The sequence below is a fragment of the Thalassovita aquimarina genome (assembly GCF_018219815.1).
GTDB classification, from domain to species: Bacteria; Pseudomonadota; Alphaproteobacteria; order Rhodobacterales; family Rhodobacteraceae; genus Thalassobius; species Thalassobius aquimarinus.
In genome coordinates, this window is record NZ_JADMKU010000012.1 from 50,105 (window position 1) to 70,268 (window position 20,164).

General features: G+C 61.4%; 20 protein-coding genes. 15 read left to right on the forward strand and 5 right to left on the reverse strand.

The genetic code is table 11. From position 1 onward, the window contains the following. Positions 1-4: 4 nt before the first annotated feature. On the forward strand, positions 5-562 hold the full coding sequence (locus IT775_RS13590; RefSeq protein ID WP_212701662.1) for a F0F1 ATP synthase subunit B: 558 nt from the start codon (positions 5-7) through the stop codon (positions 560-562). Between the two features lie 114 nt (positions 563-676). Here IT775_RS13590 and IT775_RS13595 read toward each other — a convergent pair whose 3' ends face one another. Further along, a complete protein-coding gene (locus IT775_RS13595; protein ID WP_212701663.1) occupies positions 677-1,510 on the reverse strand; it encodes a prephenate dehydratase in 834 nt (277 codons plus the stop codon). Positions 1,511-1,629: 119 nt separating this feature from the next. On the opposite strand from IT775_RS13595, the gene IT775_RS13600 reads away from it, so the two are divergent. The 6 genes from IT775_RS13600 to IT775_RS13625 all read left to right on the forward strand — a co-directional run bounded on the left by IT775_RS13600 (position 1,630) and on the right by IT775_RS13625 (position 8,332). Continuing rightward, a complete protein-coding gene (locus IT775_RS13600) occupies positions 1,630-2,154 on the forward strand; it encodes a c-type cytochrome (RefSeq protein WP_212701664.1) in 525 nt (174 codons plus the stop codon). 169 nt (positions 2,155-2,323) lie between these two features. Beyond that, positions 2,324-4,237: an extracellular solute-binding protein gene (locus IT775_RS13605; protein WP_343231148.1), complete on the forward strand. Its 1,914-nt coding sequence runs from the start codon at positions 2,324-2,326 to the stop codon at positions 4,235-4,237. Between the two features lie 9 nt (positions 4,238-4,246). Beyond that, positions 4,247-5,335: a microcin C ABC transporter permease YejB gene (locus IT775_RS13610; protein ID WP_212701665.1), complete on the forward strand. Its 1,089-nt coding sequence runs from the start codon at positions 4,247-4,249 to the stop codon at positions 5,333-5,335. Continuing rightward, complete coding sequence (locus IT775_RS13615; RefSeq protein WP_212701666.1) at positions 5,335-6,441, forward strand: ABC transporter permease; 1,107 nt, start codon at positions 5,335-5,337, stop codon at positions 6,439-6,441. Before IT775_RS13610 ends, IT775_RS13615 begins: the two co-directional genes overlap by 1 nt. Next, positions 6,438-6,746, forward strand: a complete 309-nt coding sequence (locus IT775_RS13620) for a hypothetical protein (protein WP_212701667.1) — start codon at positions 6,438-6,440, stop codon at positions 6,744-6,746. Before IT775_RS13615 ends, IT775_RS13620 begins: the two co-directional genes overlap by 4 nt. Further along, a complete protein-coding gene (locus IT775_RS13625; RefSeq protein WP_212701668.1) occupies positions 6,743-8,332 on the forward strand; it encodes an ABC transporter ATP-binding protein in 1,590 nt (529 codons plus the stop codon). The genes IT775_RS13620 and IT775_RS13625 overlap by 4 nt, the downstream gene beginning before the upstream one ends. Before the next feature lie 71 nt (positions 8,333-8,403). On the opposite strand, the gene IT775_RS13630 is transcribed toward IT775_RS13625, so the two are convergent. Together IT775_RS13630 and hemN are read right to left on the reverse strand one after the other, a co-directional pair. Continuing rightward, the gene (locus IT775_RS13630) at positions 8,404-9,318 is read right to left on the reverse strand and encodes an endonuclease/exonuclease/phosphatase family protein (protein WP_212701669.1); all 915 of its coding nucleotides are present in this window, start codon (positions 9,316-9,318) and stop codon (positions 8,404-8,406) included. A gap of 84 nt (positions 9,319-9,402) precedes the next feature. Continuing rightward, positions 9,403-10,758, reverse strand: coding sequence for an oxygen-independent coproporphyrinogen III oxidase (gene hemN / locus IT775_RS13635; protein WP_212701670.1), 1,356 nt, complete (start codon positions 10,756-10,758; stop codon positions 9,403-9,405). A gap of 70 nt (positions 10,759-10,828) precedes the next feature. Between hemN and fnrL the strand changes: the two genes are divergently transcribed. Beyond that, a complete protein-coding gene (gene fnrL, locus IT775_RS13640) occupies positions 10,829-11,572 on the forward strand; it encodes a transcriptional regulator FnrL (RefSeq protein WP_373050237.1) in 744 nt (247 codons plus the stop codon). A gap of 92 nt (positions 11,573-11,664) precedes the next feature. Here the strand turns inward: fnrL and IT775_RS13645 are convergent, their stop codons facing one another. Then, positions 11,665-12,504 (reverse strand): universal stress protein, encoded by an 840-nt coding sequence (locus tag IT775_RS13645; RefSeq protein WP_212701672.1) that lies wholly within the window; start codon positions 12,502-12,504, stop codon positions 11,665-11,667. Between the two features lie 223 nt (positions 12,505-12,727). On the opposite strand from IT775_RS13645, the gene ccoN reads away from it, so the two are divergent. The 4 genes from ccoN to ccoP are packed head-to-tail and all read left to right on the forward strand — an operon-like array spanning position 12,728 to position 16,145. Beyond that, entirely contained in the window at positions 12,728-14,329 is a 1,602-nt protein-coding gene (ccoN, locus tag IT775_RS13650) for a cytochrome-c oxidase, cbb3-type subunit I (protein WP_212701673.1), read from the forward strand. Positions 14,330-14,343: 14 nt separating this feature from the next. After that, entirely contained in the window at positions 14,344-15,075 is a 732-nt protein-coding gene (gene ccoO / locus IT775_RS13655) for a cytochrome-c oxidase, cbb3-type subunit II (RefSeq protein ID WP_212701674.1), read from the forward strand. A gap of 10 nt (positions 15,076-15,085) precedes the next feature. Then, positions 15,086-15,274, forward strand: coding sequence for a cbb3-type cytochrome c oxidase subunit 3 (locus IT775_RS13660; protein ID WP_212701675.1), 189 nt, complete (start codon positions 15,086-15,088; stop codon positions 15,272-15,274). A gap of 4 nt (positions 15,275-15,278) precedes the next feature. Further along, complete coding sequence (ccoP, locus tag IT775_RS13665; RefSeq protein ID WP_212701676.1) at positions 15,279-16,145, forward strand: cytochrome-c oxidase, cbb3-type subunit III; 867 nt, start codon at positions 15,279-15,281, stop codon at positions 16,143-16,145. Between the two features lie 120 nt (positions 16,146-16,265). Here ccoP and IT775_RS13670 read toward each other — a convergent pair whose 3' ends face one another. Then, complete coding sequence (locus IT775_RS13670; RefSeq protein WP_218958619.1) at positions 16,266-16,943, reverse strand: DUF2270 domain-containing protein; 678 nt, start codon at positions 16,941-16,943, stop codon at positions 16,266-16,268. Positions 16,944-17,305: 362 nt separating this feature from the next. On the opposite strand from IT775_RS13670, the gene IT775_RS13675 reads away from it, so the two are divergent. From IT775_RS13675 to IT775_RS13685, 3 genes are all read left to right on the forward strand, one after another. Further along, the gene (locus IT775_RS13675; RefSeq protein ID WP_212701677.1) at positions 17,306-18,172 is read left to right on the forward strand and encodes a LysR family transcriptional regulator; all 867 of its coding nucleotides are present in this window, start codon (positions 17,306-17,308) and stop codon (positions 18,170-18,172) included. Between the two features lie 102 nt (positions 18,173-18,274). After that, positions 18,275-19,708 carry a cytochrome c oxidase accessory protein CcoG gene (ccoG, locus tag IT775_RS13680; protein ID WP_212701678.1) on the forward strand — a complete coding sequence of 478 codons (1,434 nt, stop codon included), beginning with the start codon at positions 18,275-18,277 and terminating at the stop codon, positions 19,706-19,708. Continuing rightward, positions 19,708-20,163: a FixH family protein gene (locus tag IT775_RS13685; RefSeq protein WP_212701679.1), complete on the forward strand. Its 456-nt coding sequence runs from the start codon at positions 19,708-19,710 to the stop codon at positions 20,161-20,163. The genes ccoG and IT775_RS13685 overlap by 1 nt, the downstream gene beginning before the upstream one ends. Position 20,164: the final 1 nt, after the last annotated feature.

Genomic DNA, 20,164 nt, shown 5'->3' on the forward strand with positions numbered 1-20,164 from the left:
GGATATGCGTAAACTGGCAATTCTTTTCGCCCTGACCGCGGCCAGCCCCGCCTTCGCGGCTTCGGGTCCGTTCTTCTCGCTGCACAACACGAACTTCATCGTGTTGCTGGCGTTCATCCTGTTTCTTGCGGTTCTGGTCTATTTCAAAGTGCCGGGGCTGCTGGGTGGAATGCTGGACAAGCGCGCCGAAGGCATCAAGTCGGAACTGGACGAAGCCCGCGCCCTGCGTGAAGAGGCACAGGCTGTCCTGGCCTCCTACGAGCGCAAGCAGCAGGAAGTTCAGGAACAGGCCGATCGTATCGTGGCGCATGCCAAGGACGAGGCCGCCATCTTCGCCGAACAGGCCAAGGCCGAACTGGAAAAAACCATTGCTCGCCGATTGCAGGCAGCACAGGACCAGATCGCGTCGGCCGAAGCATCCGCTGTCAAGGATGTTCGGGATGCAGCGATCGGGATCGCCATTGGCGCAGCCAATGACGTGATCGCCAAGAAGATGACCGCAGCCGCAGGCAACAAGCTGATCGACGCGGCGATCGCGGAAGTGGACGCCAAGCTGCACTAATAAGCCGCTTCGCAATCCATCAGAATCAAAACACCCCGCCATTGGCGGGGTGTTTTCGTTTCGGAGGAGCCGCCGGCGTTTGCCGGCCGTCCGGATGCAGGCGTCGTGCCGGGCTCAGTGGTGGCGCTGTTCGGCCGGGTAGACGCCCAAGATCTTCAGGTGGGTGGTGAAGTATTCCAGTTCTTCCAGCGCCAGCTTGACGTTCGGATCGTCGGGATGGCCCTCGACATCGGCATAGAACTGGGTCGCAGTGAAGGACCCCCCGACCATGTAGCTTTCCAGCTTGGTCATGTTCACGCCGTTGGTGGCAAACCCGCCCATTGCCTTGTAAAGCGCTGCGGGAATGTTGCGCACCTGGAACACGAAGGTTGTGACCATCCCCCTGTCGCCGCGTCGGTCGTGATTGGGGTCGCGCGACATGACAAGGAAACGCGTGGTGTTGTGGCCATGATCCTCGATATCGCGCGCCAGAACGTTCAGCCCGTAGATATCGGCGGCCAATTCAGAGGCCAGAACCCCAAGATCGGTGGCGCCGCTTGCTGCCAGGTCCGCCGCTGCGCCAGCGCTGTCGGCGTAGGCCTCGCCGTGAATGCCGTGCAGCTTCAGGAAATTCGCGCTTTGCGGCAACAGAACCAGATGCGCGCGCACCGTCTTGATCTGATCCAGTGTAACGCCGGGATTCGCCATCAGGGCGATCCGCACCCGCACGAAGGTTTCGTCGACGATATGCAGGCCGCTTTCCGGCAGCAGACGGTGGATATCGGCGACCCGGCCATAAGTGGAGTTCTCGATCGGAAGCATGGCAAGCTCGGCCTCGCCGCTGCGGACCGCGCCGATCACGTCTTCGAAGGTGCGGCAGGGCAATGCTTCCATATCGGGGCGGGCCTGGTGGCAGGCTTCGTGGGAATAGGCGCCGGGTTCGCCCTGGAATGCAATCCGCTTGGTCATATGTTGTTTTTCCTGTCACTTTGCGCCACTTAGGCGTCTGGTCGCGCAAACTACACCTTGCACAAGACAAGGGGAAGCGGATACATACGCGCCGACAGACACGAAACGGATGGGCTCCCATGCTTGATACGATGACCCTTACGAAGGCTGGTGGCGCGCTCTGCGGCACGCTCCTGGTGTTCCTGCTCGGCAATTGGGCGGCAGAGACGCTTTATTCGATGGAAGGCGGCCACGGCGAAGGCCATGAACAGGCCTATGTCATTGATACCGGCGAATCCGAAGGCGAAGGCGGCGCGGCCGTTGAGGAAGGCCCCAGCTTCGAAGAACTGCTGGCCGAAGCTGATGTCGACAAGGGCGCCAAAGTCTTTTCGAAGTGCAAGGCCTGCCATAAGCTTGAGGAAGGCGCGAACGCGACCGGCCCGAGCCTTTACGGCGTCGTCGGCCGGAATGTCGGGGCGATGGAGGGTTTCGGCTATTCGGGTAAGCTGGTTGCAGTCGCCGATGTCTGGACACCGGAAAACCTGGACCACTTCCTGGCCGACCCGAAAGGCTTCGCGCCCGGCACCAAGATGTCGTTCTCGGGCCTGAAGAAGATCACGGACCGCGCCAACCTGGTGGCCTATCTGGACAGCCTGGACGACTAAGTCCGACCGCTGCCGAGATGAGCTTTGAAGCCGTTGCCCGCCCGGGCGGCGGCTTTTTCTTTGGCGAATGGAGGAATTCACGGATTGTTCAGGAATTCTTGTCTTGAACCTCTCTGCGGTCCCTATAGCTTGGCTGGAAAACAAAGAAATCCCCGCAGGAGCGACCGAGATGATCCGAACCCGCCGTGAAGAAGCGAAACGATCCGCCCTGAAAGCCGCCCCGCTGCCGAACCTGCGGCACGCGCTGACGATGATGTTGGTGTTGTGCCTGACGCTCTTGGCGCTGCCGCTGCGGGCAGAGGAGAAGATTATCCGTTCGCATGGCATTTCCGCCTTCGGGGATCTTAAATATGACGCCGGATTTTCCCATTTCGATTACGTCAATCCCGACGCGCCCAAGGGCGGAGAATTTTCGACCTGGGCCTTCGGAACGTTCGACAGCCTGTCGCCCTATGTCCTGAAGGGCAACGCGGCTGCGCTATCCTCGGTGTTCTTCGACAGCCTGCTGACCGGGAACCTGGATGAACCGGACGCTGCCTATGGCCTCGTCGCCGATTGGCTGGAATATCCAGAAAGCCGCGAATGGGTGACTTTTCACATCCGGCCCGAAGCGCGTTTCTGGGACGGCACCGCCATCACCGCGCAGGACGTGGTGTTTTCCTTTGAGGTGCTGCGCGACAAGGGCGTGCCGGTCTACAAGGTCCTGCTGAAGGACATCCAGAATGTCGAGGCGCTGGACGACGCCACGGTTAAATACACCTTCGACCCGGACGGCCCGCTGCGCGAACTGGTCACGACCGTCGGCGGCCTGCCGATCTTTTCCAAGGCCTACTACGCAACCCGGGATTTCGCCGAATCCACGCTGGAGCCGCCACTGGGATCGGGGGCCTACGAATTGCTGGCGGTCGATCCGGGCCGGTCGGTCAGCTACAAGCGGCGCGACGATTACTGGGCCAAGGACCTGAACGTGAATGTCGGTCAGAACAATTTCGATGTCCTGACCGTGGAATACTACACCGATTACACCTCGGCTTTCGAAGCGTTCAAGGGCGGCGCCTATAGCTACCGCGAGGAATTCCTGTCGCTGCTGTGGGGGACGGCCTATGATTTCCCGGCGATCGAGAAGGGTTGGGTGAAGGTGGAAACGCTGCCCGATGGCCGGCCGGCGGGGACGCAGGGCTGGTGGTTCAATTTGCGCCGACCGATCTTTGCCGACCCGCGCGTGCGGGAAGCGATTTCGATGGCGTTCAACTTCGAATGGTCGAACGAAAGCCTGTTCTACGGGCTGTACGAGCGCACCGACAGTTTCTGGGAAAACTCGGACATGCAGGCCGAAGGCATGCCGTCGGAGGCCGAACTGGCGCTGCTGGAGCCGCTGCGCGAATTCGTGCCGGAAACCGTGTTCACCGAACCGGCCTTCGTGCCCGCCGTGTCCAAGCCCGACAAAGTGGCCGACCGCCGGGTGTTGCGCCGGGCCGGAAAGCTGCTGGAGGATGCCGGGTGGACCGTGGGCGACGACGGCATCCGGGTGAACGCCAAGGGCGAACGGCTCAGAGTCGAGATGCTGAACGACAGCCCGTCTTTTGAGCGCATCTTCAATCCATTTGTCGAGAACCTGAAGCGGCTGGGGGTTGAAGCCGTCTACAACCGTATCGACAATGCGCAGCTGCAGGAGCGCGAGAAGAATTTCGAATTCGACATCACCGTGCGCCGCTATTCGATGTCGCAGACGCCGGGCAACGAACTGCGCGGTATCTTCGGATCGGAAACCGCCGATGTGCAGGGCTCCAACAACATCGCCGGGGTGCAGAACGAAGCGGTCGATGCGCTGATCAGGGTGATCGAAAACGCCAAGTCGCGCGAAGAACTGACAACGGCGGTCAAGGCGCTGGACCGGGTTTTACGGGCGATGCATATCTGGGTGCCGCAATGGTACAAGCCGGTGCATAACATCGCCTATTTCGACATGTATGACCGTCCCTACACCGATACCCCGCCGAAAACCGCATTGGGGGAAATGGGTCTGTGGTGGTTCAACCCAGAAAAATATCAGGCGTTGAAAGACGCCGGGGCAATCCGGTAAGGCAGCAACATGGGAGCCTATATTCTTCGCCGCCTGTTGCTGGTGATTCCGACGCTGATCGGGATCATGGTGATCAACTTCACGCTGGTGCAGTTCGTGCCGGGCGGACCGGTCGAACAGATCATCGCCCAGGTCCGGGGACAGGGCGACGTTTTCGAAGGCATTGCCGGGGGCGGTGATGCCGGGGCAGGCACGGGCGCCGCTGCATCGGATAGCGAATATGCCGGCGCGCGCGGGTTGCCGCCGGAATTCATCGCCGAACTGGAAAAGGAATTCGGTTTCGACAAGCCGCCGCTGCAGCGGTTCTTCAACATGATGTGGAATTATATGCGGCTGGATTTCGGCGAAAGCTATTTCCGGTCGATCAGCGTGACCGATCTGGTGCTGGAAAAGATGCCGGTGTCGATCACGCTGGGCCTGTGGTCGACCCTGATCGCCTATGCCATTTCGATCCCGCTTGGCATCCGCAAGGCGGTGCAGGATGGCGGGCGGTTTGATACCTGGACCAGCGGGGTGATCATCGTCGCCTATGCGATCCCAGGCTTCCTGTTCGCGATCCTGCTTCTGGTGCTGTTCGCGGGCGGCAGTTACTGGCAGGTCTTCCCGCTCAGGGGGCTGACCTCGGACAACTGGGACCAGCTTTCGGTCGTCGGTAAGGTGATCGACTATTTCTGGCATATTGCGCTGCCGGTTTTCGCCTCGACCATCGCGGCTTTTGCGACGCTGACGCTGCTGACCAAGAACAGCTTCCTCGACGAGATCAAGAAACACTATGTCATGACCGCCCGCGCCAAGGGCTTGACCGAACGGCGGGTGCTTTACGGTCATGTGTTCCGCAATGCGATGCTGATCGTGATTGCGGGCTTCCCTGCGGTGTTCATCGGTGTGTTCTTCGGCGGATCGCTGATCATCGAAACGATCTTCAGCCTCGACGGGCTGGGCCGTCTGGGATTCGAGGCGGCGGTGGCCCGCGATTACCCGGTGATCTTCGGCACGCTGTTCATCTTCGGCTTGATCGGTCTGGTGGTCGGGATCCTGTCGGACCTGATGTATGTCTTTGTCGATCCGCGCATCGATTTCGAGAAGAGGGAAGGCTGATGGCATTGTCCCCGCTCAATCAACGCCGCTGGAACAATTTCAAGCGCAACCGCCGCGCCTTCTGGTCGCTGATCGTGTTCGCGATCCTGTTCGGCCTGTCGCTGTTTGCCGAATTCATCGCCAATGACAAACCGATCCTGGTGAAATATCGCGGCGATTTCTATGCGCCGATTTTCCGCTTCTATCCCGAAACCGCCTTCGGCGGCGATTTCCAGACCGAAGCGGCCTATCGCGACCCCGAGGTGCAGTGCCTGATCGCGTCGGGCGGCCTGGAAGACTGTTTCGACGATCCCGATGGCATGATCGAGGCGATCGCGGCAGGGACCTTCGCGGCCGATGGGTTTGAACGCGGCTGGGCGCTGTGGCCGCCGATCCCCTACAGTTACCAGACCACGGTGGACCGGCCCGGTGCGGCGCCCCTGCCGCCGAACGAGATGAACTGGCTAGGCACCGACGATACCAAGCGCGACGTGGTGGCGCGTGTGATCTATGGCTTCCGGCTGTCGATCCTGTTCACCCTGATCGTCACCTCGCTGGCCAGCGTGGTGGGCATCGTCGCCGGCGCGTTGCAGGGGTATTTCGGCGGCTGGCTCGACCTGATTTTCCAGCGTCTGATCGAGATCTGGAGCGCGACGCCGGCGCTTTACGTCATCATCATCCTGTTCGCGATCCTGGGCCGTGGTTTCTGGCTTCTGGTGCTGATCACCGTGCTGTTCGGATGGACCGCGCTGGTCGGCGTGGTGCGGGCCGAATTCCTGCGCGCGCGGAACCTGGAATACGTGCGCGCGGCCAAGGCCCTTGGCGTGTCGAACCGGGTGATCATGTTCCGCCACATGCTGCCCAACGCGATGGTGGCGACACTGACCATGCTGCCCTTCATCGTAACCGGCACCATCGCCACGCTCGCCGGCCTCGATTTCCTCGGCTTTGGCCTGCCGTCCTCGGCGCCCTCCTTGGGCGAACTGACCCTTCAGGCGAAACAGAACCTGCAGGCGCCGTGGCTTGCCTTCACCGCCTTCACCGTGTTCGCCGTGATGCTGTCGCTGCTGGTGTTTATTTTTGAGGGCGTGCGGGATGCGTTTGATCCGAGGAAGACGTTTCAATGAGTGCGCCCGTCTGTACCTCCAAATGGCAATGTACCCTGAACGGGCTGAGCGGAACGGCGGTCGCCGTGTCCGTCATCATGCTGGGCTGGATCGCGTTCGGGCTTCTGGCAGCCGATTTGTCCGCGAGTAGCTTTGGCAAGCTGCTGTGGGTCTGGGCGGTGCCCTTTGGTCCGGTGGCGTTGTCGGTGCTCTATGCCGTCCTGATGCGTTGGCAGGCCCGCCCGCTGGGCTGGTTCGGGATATTCTTCACAATCGGTGGCGCGATCTGGGGCGTGATCATGCTGAATGCGATGAGGTCTTTATGAGCATTCTTGAGGTCAAGGACCTGACCGTCAGCTTCCGCCAGGACGGCAAGACCAACGTGGCGGTCAAGGGCGTGTCGTTCAGCGTCGACCGGGGCGAAACCGTCGCGCTGGTGGGCGAATCCGGATCGGGAAAATCGGTCACGGCGCTGTCCACCGTGTCGCTCTTGGGCGACGTGGCACAGGTCGGCGGGTCGGTCACCTATGATGGGCAGCAAATGATCGCTGCGCCGGACCGGTTGCTGCGCCGGGTGCGGGGCAACGATATCAGCTTCATCTTCCAGGAACCGATGACGTCGCTGAACCCGCTGCACACGATCGAACGGCAGTTGACGGAATCGCTGGCGCTGCACCAGTCGGTGGTGGGCGACAAAGCGCGCGTTCGGATTCTGGAGCTGCTGCAGAAGGTCGGCATCCGCGATGCAGAAAGCCGCCTTGGGGCCTATCCGCATCAGCTGTCCGGCGGGCAGCGGCAGAGGGTGATGATCGCCATGGCGCTGGCCAACAAACCCGATATCCTGATCGCCGACGAACCCACCACGGCGCTCGATGTGACGATTCAGGCGCAGATCCTCGAACTGCTGGCCGAGTTGAAGCAGACCGAGGACATGGGGCTGTTGTTCATCACCCACGATCTGGGCATCGTGCGGCGGATTGCCGACAAGGTCTGCGTGATGAAGGATGGCGAGATCGTCGAATCCGGTCCCACGGTCGAGATTTTCGATGATCCGCAGCATCCCTATACCAGAAAGCTGTTGTCGGCCCGGCCGTCGGGCCAGCCGGTGGCGGTGCCGGAGAACGCGAAGGAACTGGTGAAGACCGATGGTCTGCGGGTCTGGTTCCCGATCCAGAAGGGTTTTTTCAAGAAAACGGTCGGCTACGTGAAGGCGGTGAACGACGCCACGATCAGCGTGCGCGAAGGCGAAACGCTGGGCATCGTCGGCGAAAGCGGGTCGGGAAAGACCACGCTGGCGCTGGCGATCATGCGGCTGATCGGGTCCGAGGGCGGCATCACCTTCGACGGTCAGGACGTGCGCGGCTGGTCGACGAAGCAATTACGCGCCCTGCGCAAGGAAATGCAGATCGTGTTCCAGGACCCGTTCGGCAGCCTGTCGCCGCGGATGACCTGCGAACAGATCATTGCCGAAGGTCTGGGCGTGCACGGCGTCGATCCGGGCCGGAACCGCCGCGACATGGTGTCGGAAGTGATGGCGGAAGTGGGGCTCGATCCCGCCACGATGCATCGCTATCCGCATGAATTTTCCGGCGGTCAGCGCCAGCGCATCGCGATTGCCCGCGCGATGATCCTTCGGCCCCGGCTTCTGGTGCTGGACGAACCCACCAGCGCGTTGGACATGACCGTGCAGGTGCAGATCGTCGATCTGCTGCGGCAGCTGCAGGAAAAGCACGGGCTGGCCTATCTGTTCATCAGCCACGACCTGAACGTGGTGCGCGCGATGAGTCACAAGATGATCGTGATGAAACAGGGCGACGTGGTCGAGGCAGGACCGGCACAGGCGCTGTTCGACAATCCGCAAACGGACTATGCAAGGACGCTGCTGGCGGCCGCGGTGGATTCCAGCCGCTAGGGAAATGGCCGCATTAAAAAACGGCCCGGAACAAGGCCGTCAGGCCGCCGGGACAGTGCACTATGGCCGGCTCAGATCCCTTCCAGCTCCACCACCACCGCTGCGTGATCGCTGGCATGGGGGCGGTGATACCCGACGCTGGGCAGATGCGGGCCTTGGTTGCGGCGGGTTTCCAGCCCCATGCCGCTGCGGATGATCCGGGGCACCGCATCGGGCCAGCGCCGGGCCAGGGCCGGGCTGGCCAACATGGCGTCGGGATGGCCGTAGAGATGTTCGAACGGGTTGTGCCAGGACCAGCGGTCTTCGCGCGGGATGCGGTCCAGCAGGTCGGTGGCGAAGCCGCCGCGCAGCGGTTCGATCGCCGCCGCGTGGTTTTCATTGCGGGCCGGTTCGTTCAGATCGCCGAGGATCATCCAAAGCCCTTGTGCGGGATCGGGAAAGGCGCGTTCGACCAGCATTTGCAGAGCGCGCGCCTCGGCCCGCCGGATCGCCCGGACCAGATCAGTGTCGGGGTACGGGGCCTTGAAATGGCAGATGAACAGCGTCAGCGGACCGATTTCGGTCTGCAGGACGTCGCGGCGGAATATCGGCTGATCGTCCGGCAACTGGTCGAAATGCAGGTCCAGGTCGGCGGGCGTCAGCTGCGCGTGCGATTGCGCCCGTGCCGGTTCGATGCGTGACATGATGCCGACGTCCAATCCGCGCCCGTCATTGCCCGGCAGGCAGATACGGTACGGATAGTCGGCGCCGAGCGGCGCGAGGTCGTACGCGTTGAAATGATCCAGCGTGGCCTGATCGAAAACCTCCTGCACCGCGATCACATCGGCATCGGCTTCGCGGATGACCTGCGCGGTCAGGGCACGGTCGGCGGGATCGAGCGCCTCGGCCTGCGGGCCGCGATCCTGCGGCACGTCACCGTCCCGCGCGCCATCCAGGTGGTTGCCGCGCAGGCGCATGTTTTGAAGGTTGAAGGTCGCGATCCGCATGGCGCATCCTAGCAGCAAGGGCGGCGTTTTCTGAGACGGAAAACGCCGCGAAATCCGATGCGGATTTCGCCCCTTTGAACCGGGTCAGATCGCCGCGCTGTGCCCGGCCCTGGACAGGTCATAGGCGTCGAAGCTGCGCGCGATCATCCGGGTCAGCGGGCGCGCTTCGGGCGGGATGACGAGATCCGGCCCGTCGCGTTCCAAGATGCCTGCGAAAGCCTCATCGGCGACCGCGAACATGGCTTCCAGCGTTTCGCGGCTGACATCGAAGCGATCGAGCAATTCATCGGTGTGAACGGTGAAATCGCACATCAGCATTTCGATGATCCGGCCGCGCAGCTTGTCCTCGGCGCTGAACTTGTGACCGCGCGAAGTCGAAAACTGCCCGTCACGGATCGCCGCTGTATGGCCGCCAGTCGACGGGTTGTTCTGCGCATACCCTTGCGGGAAACGGGAAATCGACGATGCGCCGACGCCAATCAGCACGTCGGACTGATCGTCGGTATAGCCCTGGAAGTTGCGCCGCAGCTTTCCGGCTTTCTGGGCAATCGCCAGGCCGTCGCTCTTGGTCGCGAAATGGTCGATGCCGATTTCGGCGTAATCATCCCACAGGAACAGGCGCCGCGCGGTCTCGAACAGGTCGAGCCGTTCTTCCGGCGTGGGCAGCGCCTCGGACGGGATCATCTGTTGCCGCTTGGCCATCCAGGGCACATGGGCATAACCGTAAAGTGCCACGCGGTCGGGGCTGAGCGACAGAAGCTTCTGCACGCTTTCGGTGATCCGTTCGTTCGACTGATACGGCAGGCCGTAAAGAATGTCGGCGTTCAGGCTGTAGACGCCATGCGACCGGATCGCTTCGACAGCGTCGCGGGTGACGTCATAGCCCTGCAAACGCCCGATGGTGCGCTGAATCTCGTCGTCGAAATCCTGCACCCCGATCGAGGCCCGGTTCATCCCCGCCGCGGCCAGCGCGCCGAGCCGGGCGTCATCGATTTCGTTCGGGTCGATTTCGACCGAAAACTCGGCATCTTCGGCGAAGGGGGCGACATCGGCGATCGCGCCGGCCAGATCGGTCATCATGCCCGGCGACAGCAAGGTCGGCGTGCCCCCGCCCCAGTGCAGGCGCGACAGTTTGACACCCTCGGGGAGAATCCCCTTCAGCATCGCCAGTTCGGCCTTCAGCGTTTCCAGGTAGGCGATGATCGGGGCTTCGCTCTGGGTGCCCTGAGTCCGGCAGGCACAGAACCAGCAGAGACGGCGGCAAAACGGCACATGGACGTAAAGAGATATCTCTGATTTAGGTTTTACGCCTTTGATCCAATTGGAAAAATCAGAGGGAGAGGTGTCGCCCGAGAAATGGGGTGCAGTTGGGTAGCTGGTGTAGCGCGGTACTTTCGCGTCAAACAGTCCCAGTTTTGCAAGTTGCGTTTTCGTTTCCATGGCCCTAGCCTCTAGTAGAAACAGGATGGGTAAACTTTGACCCAGATCAAGCGCGCGGCGGTCCAGTATGATGCAAGACGAGAAACTGAAAAGCCCTCATGATTGCGAGGATTGCCCGATCCGCCATCGTGCGGTTTGCGCACGTTGTGAAGCCGAGGAACTGGAACAACTGGAAGAGGTAAAGTATTACCGGAACTTCCAGGCGGGTCAGACCGTGATCTGGTCCGGTGACAAGATGGATTTCGTCGGTTCGGTGGTGTCCGGCATCGCCACGCTGACCCAGACGATGGAAGACGGGCGCACCCAGATGGTGGGGCTGCTTCTTCCCAGCGATTTCGTCGGCCGCCCCGGGCGCGAAGGATCCGCCTACGACGTGGTGGCGACCACCGACATGGTGATGTGCTGCTTCCGCAAGAAACCGTTCGAACAGCTGATGGAGCGGACGCCGCATATCGCGCAGCGGCTGCTCGAGATGACGCTGGACGAACTGGATGCGGCACGCGAATGGATGCTGGTTCTGGGGCGCAAGAACGCGCGCGAAAAGATCGCCAGCCTGCTGTCGATCATCGCCCGGCGCGATGCCACGCTGCACCTGCGCCCGACCGAGGGCGCGCTGGTCTTCGACCTGCCGCTGACGCGTGAGGCGATGGCCGATTATCTGGGCCTGACCCTGGAAACGGTCAGCCGGCAGATTTCGGCGCTCAAGCGTGACGGGGTGATCCTGCTTGAAGGTAAGCGCCATGTGACGGTGCCTGATGTCAGCCGCTTGATGGAAGAAGCGGGTGATGACAGCGACGGCGGCATGTTCGCCTGACCTGAAGCGTCTGGGCTGCAACATCCGAACGAAACAAAGGCGGGCCCGGACCCGCCTTTTTCTTTTTCGTTCCGGTTTTCGACGCGCTGATCTCAGTGCGCCATGAAGACCGGAAGCTGCGCCTTTTCCAGCATGTCGCGGGTGGCACCGCCCATGATCGCTTCGCGGAACCGCGAATGGCCATAAGCCCCCATCACCACCATGTCCGCGCCGGTATCGGTCGCGTGCCGCAGAATGACATCGGAAATCCGCGGCAGGGTTTTCGACAGCACGTCGATTTCCGTCCGGACGCCGTGGCGCGCGAGGAATTGCGACAGCAGGCCGCCGGGATCGGAACGATTTGGTCCGTGGGTGGGCGGGTCGATGACCACGACACGCACTGATTCCGCGTTTTCGAGGATCGGCAGGGCGGCGCGCACCGCCGCCATCGCCTCGTTGCTTTCGTTCCAGGCAATGATGATCCGCTTGGGATCGTCAACATTGCCGCCATCCACCGGCAGTACCATCGCTGGAACCTTGCCGTCGAACATGGCCGCCTCGACGATCGGTTCCAGTTCGGCACCGCGGTTTTCACCATAGGGTTGCGGCAGCACCGCCATGTCGGAGAACCGTGCATGGGCGGCGACGTGACGCCCGATATCGGCCAGCTGCGCCACGCCCATTTCCGTGTTCCAGCGGATGCCGCTTTTCGTCAGCCTTTCCTTCACCTTGTCTTCGACTTCCTTGGCCTCTTCATGGGCCCGGGTGATCGTTTCCTGCAGCACCATCGCGTTCGCGCCGGCGTAGTAATACCCGGTTTGGGTCCGGTCCACACCGAGGCAGAGGACGTCGAGATGGGCATCACACGCATTGGCGAGAGCGATTCCCTTCTCGAGCACGGGCTCTACGAGGTCTGGATCGGTCAGCACCGAGAATAATGTTTTATAGGCCATAATTTCCCTCTTTGGTTCAGGACCGCATGAAGGGCACATTACGGGCGGCATTTCGATACGACTTTGATACGGGTCAATAAAAATCCGATGGGCGTGACAAAAAGGCGAACCGGGTTTTGATGCAGATCAAGGTAGTTCTTGCCCCCCAGGCGCATTAAACGCCCAGTCTGGAACCGCCCGCGCGGCATCCGAATCGTGCGGGTCAGAGACGAAGGGACGAAAAATGGTTAACTATATCAAGCTGATCGCGCTTGGTCTGGTCACGCTTCTGGCGTTGATCGCGGCCAATTACGGACGCGATCTGGCCTATACGGTGAACGCGCTGGAAATCGCGCTGTTCTCGTTTGTGGCCTTTATATTCATCCTGCGACGCACGGACGAACCGGCGGGCAGGAATGTTTCCGGGGAATATATGGATGGCGTGGTCCGCTATGGCGTGATCGCCACCGCACTCTGGGGTGTCGTCGGGTTCCTGGTCGGGGTGACTATCGCATTCCAGCTGGCCTTCCCGATGCTCAACTTCGAATGGGCCGAGGGCCTTGTCAATTTCGGCCGCATGCGCCCGCTGCACACGTCGGCGGTGATTTTCGCGTTCGGGGGCAACGCGCTGATCGCTACCTCGTTCTACGTGGTTCAGCGGACATCTGCGGCACGCCTGTGGGGCGGCAACCTCGCGTGGTTCGTGTTCTGGGGCTACCAGCTGGTGATCGTGCTGGCCGCGAGCGGCTATCTTCTGGGAGCAACCCAGTCGAAGGAATATGCCGAACCGGAATGGTATGTTGACTGGTGGCTGACCATTGTCTGGGTCGCCTATCTCGCCGTTTTCGTCGGCACCATCGTCAAGCGGAAGGAACCCCACATCTACGTGGCGAACTGGTTCTACCTGTCCTTCATCATCACCGTCGCGATGCTGCATGTCGTGAACAACCTGGCGATCCCGGTCTCGGTCTTCGGATCGAAGTCGGTTCAGGTCTTCTCGGGGGTGCAGGACGCAATGACCCAGTGGTGGTACGGCCACAACGCCGTCGGCTTCTTCCTGACCGCGGGGTTCCTGGGCATGATGTACTACTTCGTGCCGAAACAGGCCGAACGCCCGGTCTATTCCTACAAGCTGTCGATCATCCACTTCTGGGCGCTGATCTTCATCTATATCTGGGCCGGTCCGCACCACCTGCACTATACCGCGCTGCCTGACTGGGCATCGACGCTGGGCATGGTGTTCTCGATCGTGCTGTGGATGCCCTCCTGGGGTGGCATGATCAACGGTCTGATGACCCTGTCGGGCGCCTGGGACAAGCTGCGCACCGATCCGGTCATCCGGATGATGGTGATCTCGATCGGGTTCTACGGCATGTCGACATTCGAGGGTCCGATGATGTCGATCCGCGCGGTGAACTCGCTGTCGCACTACACCGACTGGACCATCGGTCACGTCCATTCCGGCGCTCTGGGCTGGAACGGCATGATCACCTTCGGCGCGCTTTACTTCCTGGTGCCGAAACTGTGGAACCGTGAACGGATCTACAGCCTGAGCATGGTGTCCTGGCACTTCTGGCTCGCCACGATCGGTATCATCCTTTACGCGGCAGCGATGTGGGTGACCGGTATCATGGAAGGCCTGATGTGGCGCGAAGTGGATGCAAACGGTTTCCTCGTGAACTCGTTCGCCGACACCGTGGCCGCGAAGTTCCCGATGTATGTGGTGCGTGGCGTTGGTGGCCTGCTCTACCTCACCGGCTCGATCATCATGTGCTACAACCTTTGGATGACCGTTAAGCGTTCGCCGGCTGTGGAAGCCACGAACCAACTGGTCCCGGCTGAATAAGGAGGGATGAAGAGATGGCAATTCTCGATAAACACACCATCCTCGAGAAGAATATCACACTTCTCGCAATCTTCGCTTTCCTGGTCGTGACCATTGGCGGCATCGTGCAGATCGCACCGCTGTTCTGGCTGGAAAACACCATTGAGGATGTAGAGGGCATGCGCCCCTACACCCCGCTGGAACTGGCCGGGCGTGACATCTATATCCGCGAAGGCTGCTATGTCTGCCACAGCCAGATGATCCGTCCGATGCGTGACGAAGTGGAACGCTATGGCCACTATTCGCTGGCGGCTGAATCGCAATACGATCACCCGTTCCAGTGGGGATCGAAGCGGACCGGGCCCGACCTGGCCCGCGTCGGCGGCCGCTATTCGGATGAATGGCATGTCGACCACCTGCGCAATCCGCAGTCGGTTGTGCCGGAATCGGTTATGCCGAAGTACGGCTTCCTCGAAGACCGGATGATTGACGGCAAGTATATCGGTGACGTCGTCGCGACGAACAAGCTCGTCGGGGTGCCCTACACCGATGACATGGTCGAAAACGCACAGGCCGATTTCGCCGCCCAAGCGGACCCGGACAGCGATTACGACGGTCTGCTGGAACGCTATGGCGAAGACAGCGTACAGGTGCGCAACTTCGACGGTCAGCCGGGTATTTCGGAAGCGGATGCTCTGATCGCCTATCTGCAGATGCTGGGGACGCTGGTCGACTTCTCGACCTTCACCCCGGATGCAAGCCGGTAAGGAGGGAATGATGGAAACCTATTCCCTGCTCAGAGAGTTCGCGGATAGCTGGGTGCTGTTGGCTTTGTTTGGCTTCTTCATCGGTGTCATCCTGTTTGTGATGCGCCCGGGAAGCAGCAAGACCTACCGCGATGTCGCGGACATCCCTTTCCGTCACGAAGACAAACCCGCCCCGCGCGGTGACGCCAAGGAGGCGTGAGGAAATGGCTAAGAAACCAAACCAAAAACAAGAGGTCGGCACCACCGGCCACGAATGGGACGGTATCGAGGAACTTAACAACCCGCTTCCGCGCTGGTGGCTGTGGACCTTCTACGCCTGTATCTTCTGGGCCGTGATCTATTCCTTTGCCTATCCGGCCTGGCCGGGGATCAAGGGTGCGACCGCCGGTTTCCTCGGCTGGTCGACCCGTGCTGACGTGGCCGAAGAAATCGCCGCGCAGGAGGCCAAGCTGGGCCCGATCAACGAAAAGCTGGCTTCGGCCGAGCTGACCGAGATCGCCGATGATCCCGAGTTGAGCGGCTATGCCGTGTCGGCCGGGGCCGCGGTGTTCAAGACCTGGTGCGCCCAGTGCCACGGATCGGGTGCCGCCGGCGCCAAGGGATATCCCAACCTGCTGGACGACGATTGGCTGTGGGGCGGCGACATCGAAGCCATCCACGAAACCGTGTCCTACGGCATCCGCAACGAAACATCGGATGATGCCCGGTTCTCGCAGATGCCGGCCTTCGGCAAGGACGAACTGCTTGAATCCGCGCAGATCGACCAGGTGGTGAATTACGTCATGTCGCTGTCGGGGGATCCGATGGATGCCGCGCAAGTGGCGGACGGCGCGGTCGTGTTCGAGGAAAACTGTGCGGCCTGCCATGCCGAAGACGGCACTGGCGACCGGGCGCAGGGTGCTCCGAACCTGACCGACGCGATCTGGCTCTATGGCGGTGACTTCGACACCATCAAGGAAACCGTCGTGAATTCCCGTTTCGGCGTTATGCCCAACTGGGATTCCCGCCTGTCCGAAGCGCAGATTCGCGCCGTGGCAACCTATGTCCACCAGCTGGGTGGCGGCGAGTAACATCGCCTAAAAGAATACCCGAGGCGTTTCCCGACGCCCCGGGTTTGGCACCGGTCCTTCCGTCCTGTTCGCGCGTTTCCTGGAAGGCCGGTGCCATTTATTTCCCAAACCGGTTAGAAATCAACCCATCGAGCTGTCGGTTTTCCGCAACCGGGCACGGCGGTCGTCGTGGAAGTGGCTCCAGATCGCGATGGCGATCCAGGTGCTGATGTAGAAGATGCCGGCGCCAACGATGAATTCACCGGGCAGGGGGCCGACATCGGCGCGCCGGAAGGCCTGTTCCAGGCTTTCGACCGGGGCCGGATGCACCGCCAGCTTGCCGGCATAGGCCAACGACTGAATCATCAGGATCCACAGATAGTTACGCCTGATGCGCCGCCCGATCGCGGTCATCAGGGACACGTGGTACCGCGGGTGCAGGTAATCATTGGCCAGCGTTTTCTGCCAGTTGTCTTCGAGGTGCAGATCGCCTTCGTCCAGCATCGGGGCGTAGAAATGGGTTTCCATCCAGCGGCAGCGCGCGCGCCAGACGTTGAAATAGCGATAGCGCCGGGCTTCCTGCATCAGGAAGAAGATGACCAGAACGCCGACCAGCACCAGTGGCAGCGGCGAGGCATCGGGCGAAGCGAAGGAAATCGACAAGGCCACCCCCAGCGTAACCACCGCCCAGTTTGTCGTCGTGTCCAGCCGGGTGCGCCAGATCGTGCTGCGATAGACCTCGCCGCGATAGAGATGCGCGACGGCGGTGATTTCCGACGATGTCAGCTTCGTTCGGTCGTGATTGGCGGTTTCGGTCAAAACCTTCCCCCCATGTCATGCGCGTGGGCCGGTGGCCCACGCTGGTCTCCTCGCAGGGAGTCCGACTATGACATGGCGGGGTTCAAACGGTCAAAGTTTCCCCAGTCGACTGTCCCGAAGCGGCGCAGTCGCGGCACGCCGGGTTCGGGGTGCCCGGTGCGGATTTGATACACCGTTCGTAAGTGGAAGGGTGAGCTTCAGTGTCCCGGTCCACCGTGTTGTTTCCGGTGGCAACCATGAAGGAATTAGCAAGTATTGTAAGCATTTCAATCTCCATTGCCGAAAACCATGCCTTAAAATAGGCAGGTACGGTGGTTTCGGCGACTCTGGTAATTTTCCGTTATCGTAAGTATAATTTACGAATGAACCTGACCCGCCTGCCGCCCTTGAACGCCTTGCGCGCCTTCGCCGCCTTTCATCAGGCCGGCAGCATGGCCGCGGCCGGAACGCTGCTGAATGTCAGTCACGCGGCGATCAGCCAGCAGATCAAGGCGCTCGAGTCGCATCTGGGCCTGCCGCTTCTGGACCGCAGACCGCGCAAGCCGGTGCTGACAGATGCGGGGTTCCAACTGGCCATCACGCTGGAGCGCAGCTTGGGCGAGATCGCGCAGATGACCGATGCCCTGACCGGGGCAGAGGCCGAGCGTCCGGTGCAGATTTCCACCACGCCGGCCTTCGCTTCGGGCTGGCTGATGCCGCGGCTGGCCGATTTCCGGCAGAAACATCCCGAAGTCAGCCTGATGATAGATCCCACAGCCGAGGTGAAGCCGCTGCGACCGGGGGGTATCGATGTGGCGCTGCGCTATGGCGTTGGGAACTGGCCGGGGCTGGAGGCCAGCCTGCTGGTCGAATCCCCCATCGTCGTCGTGGCGGCGCCCGAACTTGTGCCGAAGGACGGGCCACTGACCCCCGCGGAACTGGCGCGGCTGCCCTGGTTGCAGGAACTGGGGACCCACGAAAGCAGCGACTGGTTGCGCCAGCAAGGCGTGGAGGAGCCGCCCGCGTCGGGCATGACGTCGTTGCCCGGCAACCTGGTGATGGAAGAGGCCCGCGCCGGGCGCGGGGCGGCGGTTCTGGCGCGCGCCTTTGTCGAAGCCGACATTGCCGCCGGTCGGCTGCGTGTGCTGTTTCAGGACGACCGCAAGAAGGGGTATTACATCGTTACCCGGCCCGGGGTGCAGCGGCCCGCCATGCGCGCGTTCACGAAATGGTTAATTGGCCAGCGGTGAAAATAGATATTTTGAAATTAACATTTTGATGCAGGTCAATGCCGCACCCCCTGAAGCCTGTGAGAAGAGGCCGAAAAATTCAGAAATAGTCGGAGTGATTCCGTGTCCCAAACCGAACCCGAAGCGCCAAGTCTTTACGCCGCCCGCGAACCGATTTTCCCGCGACGCGTAAAAGGCAAGTTCAGAAATCTAAAATGGGTCCTGATGGCGGTGATGCTGGGCATCTATTACCTGACGCCCTGGATTCGGTGGGATCGCGGGCCGCAACTACCTGATCAGGCGGTCCTGGTGGACTTAGCCAATCGCCGGTTCTTCTTCTTCTGGATCGAAATCTGGCCGCATGAATTCTATTTCATCGCCGGGCTTCTGGTGATGGCGGGGCTGGGATTGTTCCTGTTCACCTCGGCGCTCGGGCGGATCTGGTGCGGCTATGCCTGTCCGCAAACGGTCTGGACCGACCTGTTCATCCTGGTCGAACGCTGGATCGAAGGCGACCGCAATGCGCGTCTGCGTCTGCACCGGCAGAAGAAATGGGATTTTCGCAAGGCCCGTCTGCGGGTCACCAAATGGGTGGCGTGGTTTCTGATCGCGCTGGCCACCGGCGGCGCCTGGGTGTTCTATTTCACCGACGCGCCGACGCTGCTGGTCGATCTGGTCACGCTGAACGCGCACCCGGTCGCCTATACGACCGTGCTGGTGCTGACCGCCACGACCTTCCTGTTTGGCGGTTTCGCGCGCGAACAGATCTGCATCTATGCCTGCCCCTGGCCGCGGATCCAGGCCGCGATGATGGATGAGGATACCATCACCATCGGTTATCGCAGCTGGCGCGGCGAACCGCGCGGCAAGCACCGCAAGGCGGAAGGCGCGGAAAAGTTGGGCGATTGCATCGACTGCATGGCCTGCGTCAATGTCTGTCCGATGGGGATCGACATCCGCGACGGTCAGCAGCTGGAATGCATCACCTGCGGGCTGTGCATCGATGCCTGCGACGAAATAATGGACAAGGTCGGCAAGCCGCGCGGCCTGATCGATTACATGGCGCTGACCGACGAAGCGTCGGAACGTTCCGGCAAGCCGGTCAAGAGCGTGTGGAAGCATATCCTGCGCCCGCGCACCATCATGTATACGACGCTGTGGGCGCTGGTCGGCGTCGGCCTTGTGGTGGCGCTGTTCATCCGCTCGGATATCGACCTGACCGTCGCGCCGGTCCGCAACCCGACCTTCGTGACCCTGTCCGACGGATCGATCCGCAACACCTATGACGTGCGGCTGCGCAACAAGCATGGCGAGGACCGGCCGTTCTATATCTCTCTGAAGGGCGATCCGGCGCTGCGGGTGCAGTTGGAAGGCACGCCTTATTCTTCGGTCAAGGTGCCGGCCGACAGCACCTATCTGCAACGGGTTTACGTGATCGCGCCGAAAGGGTCTGAACCGGCGGAAAGCGAACGGGTGGAATTCCGTTTCTGGGTCGAAGACACTGCCAGTGGCGAACGCGCCTACAAAGACACGGTGTTCAACGGAAGGGCAAACTGATGGTCAAGGAAATCACCGGTAAACATGTGCTGATAGGCTTCGTCGCGGCTTTCGGGGTGATCATCTCGGTCAATGTGCTCCTCGCGGTCAAGGCGGTGAAGACCTTCCCGGGGCTCGAGGTTAAGAATTCCTATGTCGCCAGCCAGGAATTCAACAAGCGCAAGGCCGCGCAGGAAGCTCTGGGCTGGACCGTTCGGGCCGATGAGGTGGACGGCCATATCACCCTGCGGATCACCGACCGGCAGGGGCGCCCGGTGCGCGCGGCAAAGCTGCAGGCGACGGTGGGCCGGCCTACCGAGATTGCCGAGGATGTCGCGCCCGAGTTCAGCTTTGACGGCGAAGCCTATGTCGCGCCGCTGCAGTTGAGCGGCGGCAAATGGAACGTGCGTCTGAAGGCGTTTGCCGATGATGGCACCGAGTTTACCCAACGCCTGAACCTGCACGTGATCCGGTAAG